Below are 10,593 nucleotides of genomic sequence, written 5' to 3'. Positions count from 1 at the left end.
AGGACGACAAACGGGCGCTGGAGCAGGTCATCCGCGTGCTCAAACGCACCATCGCAGACATTCAGGCAGAGGGATAAGGGACATGGACCTGCTGACACGGGAAGAATACGAAGCCATCGCCAAGGGTCTGAACCTGCCCGCCAATGCCTTCATCGACGGCACCTTCCGTCCGGCCGCATCGGGCAATACGTTCGAAAGCGTGAACCCCGCCACCGGTGAAAAGCTGGCCGACATCGCCGCCTGCGGTGCCGAGGACGTCGATTTCGCCGTCGAAAAGGCGCGCGAGGCCTTCGAGGACGGTCGCTGGTCGCGCCTGCATCCGTCTGAACGCAAGGAGGTGCTGATCCGCCTGGCCAAGCTGATCAAGCGCAATGCGCGTGAACTGGCGGTGATGGAGAGCATCGACTCGGGCAAGACCATTCTGGATTGCGAAACCGTCGATGTGCCCGAAACCATCCACTGCCTGACCTGGCATGCGGAAGCGATCGACAAGATCTACGACCAGGTGGCCCCGGCATCGGACGATCATATCGCCATGGTGCTGCGTGAGCCCATCGGTGTGGTCGGGCTGGTGCTGCCCTGGAATTTCCCGCTCCTGATGCTGGCATGGAAGATCGGCCCGGCGCTGGCGGCGGGCTGTTCGCTGGTGGTGAAACCGGCCGCCGAGACCACGCTGACCGCCCTGCGCATTGCCGAACTGGCGATTGAAGCGGGCCTGCCGCGCGGCGTCTTCAACGTGCTGCCCGGTGGGGGTGCGGAAGTGGGCGAACCGATCGGTCGCCACATGGACATCGACATGGTGTCCTTCACCGGCTCGACCGTGACCGGCAAGCGTTTCCTTGGCTATGCTGCTGAAAGCAATGCGAAAGAGGTCGTGCTGGAGATGGGGGGCAAGAACCCCTGCGTGGTTCTGGACGACGCCGAGAACCTGGACCGGGTGGCGCAACACGTGGTCAATGGCGCCTTCTGGAACATGGGCGAGAACTGCTCGGCATCGTCGCGCCTGATCGTGCACAAGGGCGTGAAAGCAGAACTGCTCGACCGCATCGCCCACCACGCCCGTGAATGGAACGTCGGCGCGCCGCTGGACCCGGAGGTCCGCATGGGTGCGCTGGTGTCCAAGGCGCATTTCGAGAAAGTCTGCTCCTACCTCGACAAGGCTGAAACCGTGGTGCTGGGCGGCAAGACCCATGACGGCACCCATGTCGAAGCCACGGTGGTCGAGGTGGACGGCAATGACCACACCCTGGCCCGCGAAGAGATCTTCGGCCCGGTCCTGTCGGTCGTCACCGTATCCAGCTTCGACGAGGCCATCGCCGTGGCCAATGACACCGATTACGGCCTGGCCGCGTCGCTCTTCACCGCCAACGTCAAACGCGCCATTCGCGGCGCACGCGCCATTCGCGCGGGGACAGTGACGGTGAACAGCTTTGGCGAGGGCGACATCTCCACCCCCTTCGGAGGCTACAAACAGTCCGGCTTCGGCGGGCGTGACAACTCCGTGCATGCTCATGACCAGTACACCCAGCTGAAAACGCTGTGGATCGACCTGGCCGATGACGAAGACGAGGCCGTCGCGTGAGCGCATACAAGGCCAAATACCGGGCAAGACGACTGCCCACCCACCTCGGCCCGGCGGCTTGGTCCGAAATCTTGGGAGAGGGGCCCGCGCCCCGGCCGCTGGAGGGCGACAACGTCGCCGACGTGGTGGTGATCGGCGGCGGTTTTGCGGGGCTTTCGGCGGCCCGGCGCCTGCACCAACTGGATGGCTCCCTGCGGGTCATGGTGCTGGAAGCCGGGCGTCTTGCCGAAGGGGCGGCCGGGCGCAACTCCGGTTTCATGATCGACCTGCCGCATGAGCTGGCCTCGGATGACTACGCCGGGGCCGGGGATGACCGCGCGCTGATCGCGCTCAACCGCCAAGCTATCAACTTCGCCGGGCAAGCGGTTGAGGAATATGGAATTTCCCCGGATTTCTTCGATCGGGCGGGCAAGGTGAACGGCGCGGCCAGCGCCACGGCCCACGCCCACAATCTGAGCTATGCCAGGCATCTGGTAAGCCTCGGTGAAGGCTCGGAAATGCTGGACGGTCCGGCGATGGAGGCGCTGACCGGGTCGAAACACTATGTCTCCGGGCTTTACACGCCGGGCACGGTGATGTTGCAGCCGGCGGGCTATATTCGCGGGCTCGGCGAAGGGCTGGCCCGTGACGGGGTGCGGGTCTGCGAAAACAGCTCCGTGACCGGGTTCACCCGCGCTGGTGCCGACTGGAACGTGCAGACACAGGGTGGCACGGTGTCCACACCCAAAGTGATCCTGGCCAACAACGGTCATCTGGAGAGCTTCGGTGTGGCGCGCGGGCGGCTGATGCAGCTGTTCCTTTTTGCCACCATGACACCGGAACTGGGGGCGGATGCGCTGGCCAGGCTCGGCGGTGCGTCACGTTGGGGCATAACGCCCTCCGACCCGATGGGCACGACCATGCGGCGTATTGATGCGGGGCAGGGCGGCAATCGCATCGTCACCCGTACCTGTGCGGTTTTGAAACAGGACATGCAGCCGCGCGCGGGACAGCTGGAGCGCGCGGCGCGCGTCATGCAGCGCAAGTTCGACCAGCGCTTCCCGCAACTTGCCGGGCTCAGGATGGAGTACTCCTGGGCCGGCCACCTCTGCCTGTCGCTGAACAGTGTGGCCGTCACCGGCGAGATTGACCGGGGCGTCTATGCGGCCTGCGTACAGAACGGGTTGGGAACGGCACGCGGCACGCTCACCGGCATCTGCGCTGCGGAGAAGGCGCTGGGGGTCAGCTCGGACATCACCGCGCATTTCGGGGGTGAAGCACGGCCCAAACGCCTGCCGCCGCCGCCCATTGCCGAGATCGGGGCCAATGCGGTTCTGCGCTACAAGGAATGGCGCGCGCGGGACGATTGAATGCGCAAGAGACCAGAGACACCCGGGCCGCGACGCCCGGGTGTTGTCTTTCACGGAAGGCTCAATTGCGCCATGCGCCCGCCATCCACCCTGTAGACCTGACCGGTGATGAACCCGGCCTCTTCGGAGGCGAGGAAGGCCACGAGAGCGGCCACTTCCTCGGGCCTGCCGGTGCGGGCCAGCGGGTGGATACCTCCGATATCGCGGCGGAAAGCGGCAGGATCGGCGGAAGCTTCGATAAGGGCCTCGTTCAGCTCCGTGTCAATCCAGCCCGGCGCCACGGCATTCACGCGGATGCCTTCGGCCCCATGATCCACCGCGACCGCGCGGGTCAGCCCGTGCAGCCCGGCCTTGGAGGCGCAATAGGCGGCGTGGACGGGGTTCGACCCGAGCCCCTCGATCGAACCCACATTGACGATGCAGCCCCGCGTGGCACGCAGATGGGGCAGGGCCGCCCGGATCAACAGGAAGGGCGCGGTGAGGTTGACCGTCAGGGTGCGCTGCCAGTCGTCCAGCGACATCTCCTCGACCCGCGCCTCCTGCATCATGCCCGCGTTGTTGACCAGCACGTCCAGCCGTCCGGCGCGGGAAATGACCTCGCCCACCACCGTGGCAGGGCTGGCGGGATCGGTGAAATCCGCCGCGATGCCTTCAAACCGGGTCTCTTCACCGCGTTGTGCGGTAAAGACCCGCGCGCCTTCGGCCTCAAGCCGCGTTGCGATCGCCTGACCGATGCCCGACCGCCCGCCTGTTACCAGCGCCACCTTTTCCTGAAACCGGTTCATGCGACCGGTTTCCCGCCGTTCACCGCGAGGAGCGCGCCGCACATGTACCGCGCCGCGTCCGAGGCCAGGAACAGCACCACATCGGCAATGTCCTCGGGTTCGGCAATGCGGCCCAGCGGCACGGTCCTGCCCAGTTCCTCGACCGCCTTGTCCGGGTCATAGCCGCGTTTGGCGAAGCCAGAGCGCAGCATGGGCGTGTTGACCTCGTTCGGGCAGACCGCATTGACGCGAATGCCCTGGTGGGCGTGGTCGAGCCCCATGCATTCGGTCAGCTGGGCAATTGCCGCCTTGGTCATGCAGTAAAGCGCGTGGTTCGGACCCGGTGCCTTGCCGCCCCAGCAGGACGCGGTGTTGACGATGGCCCCGCCCCCCGTCCGTGCCATCAACGGGATCGCCGCGCGGCAGATGCGGAACGGAGCCTCGACATTGACGCCCATCGACAGCGCCCAGTCGGCATCGGTGGTTTCGGTCACTGGGCCGCGGGTGATGACACCTGCGTTGTTGACGACGATATCGAGCCCGCCAAGCGCGTCGATGGCCGCCGCCGCCAGCCCGTCACAATAGGCACCGTCCAGCAGGTCGCCGGACAGATGCGCCTCGGCGGCGATCCCGTCCGTCACGCGGTCGGCCACCGCCACGCGGGCGCCTTGCGCACGCAGCTTTTCGACGATGGAGGCGCCGATGCCTCCGGCCGCGCCAGTCACCAGCGCGCGTTTTCCTTCGAACATGTGCTATGCCTCCCAACTGGCGACGGGGTCGCCCAGCAGTTCTCGGTTGATGGTCACGCCCAGCCCGGGCGCCTCGGGCGGCAGGACCCCGCCGTCCCGGATCGGCGCGTCGAACGCGCCGGTCTGCACTGTCACCATGTCGCGCGGGTCCAGCACACAACGCAGCAGGCGTTCGGGCACGGTAGCGCCCATGTGGAAGATCGACGCGGCGGACAGGGTGGAGCCCACCGTGTCCTGTACGCTGATCGTCAGCCCCGCCGCCCGGCAGATGTCGCGGTGGCGCCGCGCATGGGTCAGGCCCCCGGCCTTGGAGATTTTCAACCCGATCCCGTCCGCCACATCCAGCGCCACCAGCTTGGCGATGTCGCCATCTTCCTGCGCCAGTTCGTCCAGGATGATCGGCACATTGCAGCGGCTCCGCAGGGACATCGTCTCGCGCCAGGTCGCGCAGGGCGCCTCCAGCACGAAATCCAACCCCTCGGGCAGGGCGCGCAACATGCGCAGGGCGGTTTCAGGGATCAGCCCGCCATTGGCGTCGACGAGGAAATACTCCCCAGGCTGCCGGTCTGCCAGCGAAGCCGCGATGCGCTCGGCATCCAGTTGCGGTCCCCCCTCGCTGTCCAGCGCGCCGACCTTGATCGAATGTCCCATGTAACCCAGCTTGCGATGCTCGGCGACGCGGGCGCGCATGTCCTCGGGGGGCCCCGCATAGATCGAGCTGATTGCGGGCAGGCGCTTGCCGGTGCCGCCGCCCAGCAGTTTGTAGACCGGTAGGTCCACGGATTTGCCGAACAGATCCCAACAGGCCAGGTCGATGGCGGATTTGGCGTGGTTGTGGCCCAGCAGGGCTTCGTCCATCGCGTCGTTGATCCGGTCCACGTCACGCGGGTCGCGGCCGATAAGGTAGGGGGCGATTTCCTCGATCCCGGCGCGCACGCCGCGCGCGTGGGCGGCGATGTAATTCGGCCCGAAGGGGGTGCTTTCACCCCAGCCCTCGGTCCCGTCATCGGCGCTGAGGCGCACCATGACGCTGTCGAAACCGGTGTAGGTGCGCCCGCCGGAGAGTTCGTAGGATCCGCCCGCAAAGGGCAGGTGCAGTTCGAAAAGCTCGATCTTGTCGATTTTCATCGGGCCACCTCAGGGGGAATGAGGACCAGCTGTCCGGTGTGAGTCTTGGCCAGGAAATCCTCCTGCGCCTTTGCGATCTCGCAAAGCGGGTAGGTGGCCGCGACCACCGGGCGGATTTCACCGGCTTCGATGTAACGCACCAGGTTCTCGAACACGACATCCTCCTGGAAGGTGCAGCCATAGAGCGTGAGATCCTTCAGGTAGAGCGTGCGAATGTCGATCTGGCAAATCGGCCCGGCGATTGCGCCTGCGGTGGCATAGCGCCCGCCCCGGCGCAGCACGTCCAGAAGGGCAGGCCAGCCGTCCCCGGCCACCAGGTCGACCACCACGTCGACCGAAACTTCGCCCAGTTCGGCAACGATATCGGCACCCCGGTCCAGCACCTGGTCAGCGCCCAAGGCCCGCACGGCATCGACCTTGGCCGGAGAACACAGCGCAATCACATGCGCGCCGCGCCGTTTGGCCAGTTGCACGGCGGCGGATCCGACCCCGCCGGAAGCCCCGGTGATCAGCACTTTCTCGGCGCCCAAACCGGCGCGATGCAGCATGTTTTCGGCGGTGGAATAGGCGCAGGGGATGGCGGCGAGCTCGGCATCCGTCCAGTCACAGTCGACCGCATGGGTCTCGCGCGCCGGGGCGACGCAGAACTGGGCGAAGCCGCCGTCGCATTCGCTGCCGATGGTCCAGCATTCATAGGGGCGGTAGTCGACATAGGTCCTGAGCATGTTGCGCACGATCACCCGCTCGCCAATTCGCGAGGGGTGCACCCCTTCACCCACCGCCACCACCTGGCCGCAGACATCGGCGCCCTGAATGCGTGGGAAGGTCAGCGGCACTCCGGACCAGCTTGCGTCGGCGTCATCCACAGTGTCAAAGCCCTCGGCCCCTCCGGTTCCGGTGTCCTCGGTAACGGCCTTCGAATACCAGCCGATGCGGGTGTTGATGTCGGTGTTGTTCACACCGGCGGCGGCGACGCGGATCAGCACTTCGCCCGGCCCCGGTCGGGGTGTGGGCACGTCCGTGCGGTAGTCCAGCTTGTCGATGCCACCGTGGCCGGTCAGCAGCACGGCCGTCATGGTGTCGGGGATCATGGCTTATCCTCCAAAGGACGCAACAGGGGCGCCGAAATGTGTTTCGTCCGGCGTCACGCCCAGACCGGGGCCGGTGGGGCGCGCGATATGGCCACCCTCGATCCGGATGCCGTTTTCCGGGTCATAGTTGCCCTCGATATAGGGCGCGGCCAGCCAGACGCCTTCCAGAAGGTCGGGGCGCACGGTGGCCCCGATCTGGGTGCAGGCCGCCGCAATAATGTCGCCGCCCCAGCTGTCGTCGCAGGTGTGCGGCAGGTTGCGCGCCTCGCAGATGTCGCGGAAGGCGCGCATCGGGGACAGGCCGCCGATCCGCGTGATCTTCATGCCGAACCCATCCACCAACCCGGTGCCGGCCGCCGAGATCACCGTGTTCAGATCGACGCTGTTTTCATCCATGTAGATGCCGTGACCCACTTGCGGACGGATCTTTTCCAGATCCTGCACGGTGTTGCAGGGCTGTTCCATGATGAAGGGCACATGCGGCAGCTCGCGGCTTACACGCAGGGCGTCGCGGGTGGTCCAGCCGCGGTTGCCGTCCACCGCCAGGCGCATGCCGGAGCCCTTGATCTGCTCCCAGACCTTGGTGATCGTCTCGATGTCCAGCTCGACCGGGCGGCCCCCGACCTTGACCTGCAGGCGGGGATAGCCCTCGTCCAGCTTTTCCCTGGCCAGCCGCGCGATGTCGTCCGGCGCGCCCACGCCGGTGGCGTAATAGGAGGGCACGCGGTCTGTCACCGCCCCGCCCAGAAGGTCAGCCACATTGACCCCCAGAGCCTTGCCCATGAGGTCATGGGCGGCAATGTCCAGCGCCGCCTTGGCGTAGTTGTGACCGTTCAGCAGGCTGTCCATAAGGCGGCGCAGGGTGCCGGGGGTTGCCTCGGCGCCGATCAGCCCTTCGGCCATCAGTTTCAACGCGGCCCGCGCCCCGCCCGCATGGGCCTCGGCATAGGTCGGACCGACCGGGCAGGTCTCGCCCCAGCCGACATGACCACTGTCGGACACCAGTTTCACCAGCGTCGTGTCCAGCGCCCAGACCTCGGCATTGGCCATGGTATAGGGCCCGTTCCGGACCGGCAGGTCATGGGCGTAGATGTGAAGCTCGGTGATATTCATGACGGGTCTTTCCGTTGGTGTGTCAGGCTATGTCGGCCGCAGTCAGGATCAGGCGCGCGGTGCGCAGGGTTTGGCGGCGGGCCGCTGCAGGACCGATCAGGCGGGCGGCTTCGGTCATCCCCTCGTGCAGGATGAAAAGCTGGTCGGCGAGGCGATCCGCGTCGCACCGGGGGGCGACATGGGCGAGGCGCCCTTGGAACTTGGCGCGCAGGCCGGCCTTGTGCGCCTTTACCGCCGCGCGGATTGCTGCGCTGTCGGGATATGCGGAGAGCGCGTTGCGAAACAGGCAGCCCGCGTTGGAAATGCCCGACAGCCAGTCGGCCAGGCGCACCAGGATATGCAGCACATGGTCTGCCCCTTCCGCGGGGCCGGTGCCGATCCAGTCGTCATAGGCGCGGTCGCGGTGCTCCAGCGCGCCGACCACCATGGCCTCGCGGCTGGGAAAATACTTGTAGAGCGTTCGCAGGGACACGTCGGCCCCCTCGCGCAGGGCCTCGACCCCGGGGGCGGCAAAGCCCATCTCGTCGAACTGGCCGTGCAGGCGCGCGGCAATCTGGTCTTTCATCTCGATCATGAGGGTAGGGTAGAGCGATCATTCTACCCCTCACTTGACGAAAACCGACACGGGAGGCCGGGTTTGGCGACATGGGGGAAAGGACGGCCTGGCCAATCCATACCGGTCGAACGCCAGCGGGGATGTCCGTTTGCCCCGTTGAGTATCTGGCCGCGAAAAAGCCCGCCCCCCGTGGTCAGGGGACGGGCCAGTCGGGGGAGTGTCCCGTGTCAGTAGTCCTGGTTCAGCTCGTCGGCCGCCGGGATCTCCCGCTCGCGGCGCGCGATATACTCCAGCAGCTCCTCGTCCTTCGCCTCGTCCAGCTTCGGCTCCTGATATTCGGACAGCAGCTTCCTGGCGTGGTTCAGCGCGCGTTCCGTGATCTCGACCGATCCTTCCGCCACCCATTGCTCGATCGAGTTGTTGTCGAACAGCTCCGGCATGAAGAAGGCGGTCTGGAAATTCTCCTGCGTGTGCGGGTGGCCCAGGTAGTGGCCGCCGGGACCGACGTCGGGCACCGCGCCCACGGCCGCGTCGAAATCATCCCATTTCGGCCCTTCGGCCATGCGGTAGGCCATCGCGCATTGTTCGGCGTCGACGATGAACTTGGCGACCGAACAGTGCATGCCCGCCTCGTTCCAGCCGGCCGAATGCCAGATGTAATTGGCCCCGGCGTGGATCACGGCAGACAGGGTGGTCGCGCTTTCATAGCCCGCCTGGGCGTCGAAGGTCTTGGCCCCGCCAAGCGTGTTCGACGTGCGCCAGGGCACGCCGTAGAACCGCGCCATCTGGCCGATCATGAAGTTCATCAGGCTGATCTCGGGCGTGCCCGCCATCGGGGCGCCGGATTTCATGCTGACGGTCGACAGGTAGTGCCCATAGATCGCGGGCGTGCCCTTGTTGCACAGCTGGGTATAGGCCAGCGCCGACAGGGCCTCGGCATTGAGCTGCGCAACCGAGGCGGCGACCGAGGCGGGCGTATTGGCGCCGCCCAGCACGAAGGGCGAGCACAGAACCGGCTGGCGGCGCGCGCCGAAGGCGCGCAGGGCGCCGAGCATGGTCTCGTCCCAGACCAGCGGCGAGTTGCCGTTGCAATTGCCGGTGGTGACGGGGTTTTCCATCAGGAATTCCTCGCCGAACAGGACCGCGCACATGTCCATCACGTCCTCGGCATTCTTGGGCGAGGTGGTCATGCCCATGAACATCTTGTCCGAATATTTCATCGACGAATAGGTGATGCGCAGGTGGCGCTGGGAGATCGGGTGGTCGTAGGGCTCGACGATATGGTGGGCCGAGCTGTGCAGTGCGGGCGACATGTGGCTGAGCTTGTGGAACATCGCCAGGTCATCGAGCGTCGGGTTGCGGCGCACGTCATCCAGGTCGCGCAGGAAGGGCGCACCAGTCATCGGCACGAAGACCGAATGCTTGCCGCCCAGGCGCACGTTGTTGGCCGGGTTGCGCGCGTGATAGGTGAAATCCGACGGGATGGTCTTGATCAGCTCCATGACCAGACCACGATCGAGGTAGACCAGCTCGCCCACCACCCTGGCGCCTGCGCGTTTCCAGTCTTCCAGCGCGATCGGGTCGCGGAACTGCACGCCGGTGTTTTCCAGGATATCCATCGAGGCGTTGTGGATGCGTTCGACCTGGCTGCCGTCCATCACCTCGCATTCGGGAATGTTGCGGGTCAGGCCCGGCAACATGTCGACCTTGGGCGCGGTGCGGGCGGCCCGGCGGGCGGACCGGCCGCCGGAGCGGGTGCGGGGGGCGGGTTTGGTGGGCGTGGCTGTGGCCATGGGCATCCTCCTTGCTGTCCGGAGATTGTCCCGGGAAGAAGGAGGGGCCACCTGCCCAATCACGAAATCCCGTTGCAGAAACCGACACGCTGGCGATCGATTGCGCGTCGAAAATGTCCTGTGTTGTCAGTCTGCGCCGCTGCGCCCGGCCGCAAACCGGTGCGGTGTGACGCCGAACATGTCGCGAAAACGCCGGGCGAAATAGGTCGAACTTTCAAATCCCACGGCGGCTGCGATCTCGGCCACCGGCAGGTCGGTTTCCGCCAGCAGCGCACGGGCGCGCGCCAGGCGCAGCTGCGCAAAATACCGTTTCGGCGAGATTCCCAGGTGCTTGGTAAAGAGCCGTTCGATCTGCCGACGCGAGATGGCGAACTCGTTGGCCACATCGTCGAGGTTCAGCGGCTGGTCGATATTGGCCTCGAAATGTTTGATCACCCGCACCAGGTTTTCGTTGCGAATGCCGATCGA

At 66.0% G+C, this 10,593-nt stretch carries 10 protein-coding genes; 2 read left to right on the top strand and 8 right to left on the bottom strand.

Features of this window, described 5'->3' with window-relative positions:
* The first annotated feature begins 82 nt into the window (after window positions 1–82).
* Together Q1V43_RS03290 and Q1V43_RS03285 are read left to right on the top strand one after the other, a co-directional pair.
* Complete coding sequence (locus tag Q1V43_RS03290) at window positions 83–1,582, top strand: aldehyde dehydrogenase (RefSeq protein ID WP_300513900.1); 1,500 nt, start codon at window positions 83–85, stop codon at window positions 1,580–1,582.
* Window positions 1,579–2,931 carry an FAD-binding oxidoreductase gene (locus Q1V43_RS03285; RefSeq protein WP_300513898.1) on the top strand — a complete coding sequence of 451 codons (1,353 nt, stop codon included), beginning with the start codon at window positions 1,579–1,581 and terminating at the stop codon, window positions 2,929–2,931. The genes Q1V43_RS03290 and Q1V43_RS03285 overlap by 4 nt, the downstream gene beginning before the upstream one ends.
* 50 nt (window positions 2,932–2,981) lie before the next feature.
* Here the strand turns inward: Q1V43_RS03285 and Q1V43_RS03280 are convergent, their stop codons facing one another.
* The 8 genes from Q1V43_RS03280 to Q1V43_RS03245 all read right to left on the bottom strand — a co-directional run.
* Window positions 2,982–3,716, bottom strand: coding sequence for an SDR family oxidoreductase (locus Q1V43_RS03280; protein WP_300513896.1), 735 nt, complete (start codon window positions 3,714–3,716; stop codon window positions 2,982–2,984).
* Window positions 3,713–4,444 carry an SDR family oxidoreductase gene (locus Q1V43_RS03275; RefSeq protein ID WP_300513894.1) on the bottom strand — a complete coding sequence of 244 codons (732 nt, stop codon included), beginning with the start codon at window positions 4,442–4,444 and terminating at the stop codon, window positions 3,713–3,715. The genes Q1V43_RS03280 and Q1V43_RS03275 overlap by 4 nt, the downstream gene beginning before the upstream one ends.
* 3 nt (window positions 4,445–4,447) lie before the next feature.
* The gene (locus Q1V43_RS03270; RefSeq protein WP_300513892.1) at window positions 4,448–5,572 is read right to left on the bottom strand and encodes a mandelate racemase/muconate lactonizing enzyme family protein; all 1,125 of its coding nucleotides are present in this window, start codon (window positions 5,570–5,572) and stop codon (window positions 4,448–4,450) included.
* Window positions 5,569–6,663: an alcohol dehydrogenase family protein gene (locus Q1V43_RS03265; protein WP_300513890.1), complete on the bottom strand. Its 1,095-nt coding sequence runs from the start codon at window positions 6,661–6,663 to the stop codon at window positions 5,569–5,571. Before Q1V43_RS03265 ends, Q1V43_RS03270 begins: the two co-directional genes overlap by 4 nt.
* A 3-nt stretch (window positions 6,664–6,666) precedes the next feature.
* Complete coding sequence (locus tag Q1V43_RS03260) at window positions 6,667–7,776, bottom strand: mandelate racemase/muconate lactonizing enzyme family protein (RefSeq protein WP_300513888.1); 1,110 nt, start codon at window positions 7,774–7,776, stop codon at window positions 6,667–6,669.
* Window positions 7,777–7,798: 22 nt separating this feature from the next.
* A complete protein-coding gene (locus Q1V43_RS03255) occupies window positions 7,799–8,350 on the bottom strand; it encodes a TetR/AcrR family transcriptional regulator (RefSeq protein ID WP_300513886.1) in 552 nt (183 codons plus the stop codon).
* 209 nt (window positions 8,351–8,559) lie between these two features.
* The gene (locus Q1V43_RS03250) at window positions 8,560–10,125 is read right to left on the bottom strand and encodes a trimethylamine methyltransferase family protein (protein WP_300513885.1); all 1,566 of its coding nucleotides are present in this window, start codon (window positions 10,123–10,125) and stop codon (window positions 8,560–8,562) included.
* Between the two features lie 126 nt (window positions 10,126–10,251).
* The coding region (locus Q1V43_RS03245; RefSeq protein WP_300513884.1) for a helix-turn-helix domain-containing protein at window positions 10,252–10,593 on the bottom strand (342 nt) is incomplete at its 5' end.

The sequence above is a fragment of the Aliiroseovarius sp. genome (assembly GCF_030148435.1).
In the GTDB taxonomy this organism is placed as follows: Bacteria; Pseudomonadota; Alphaproteobacteria; order Rhodobacterales; family Rhodobacteraceae; genus JASBTN01.
This window is presented reverse-complemented; position numbering and strand designations above follow the sequence as displayed.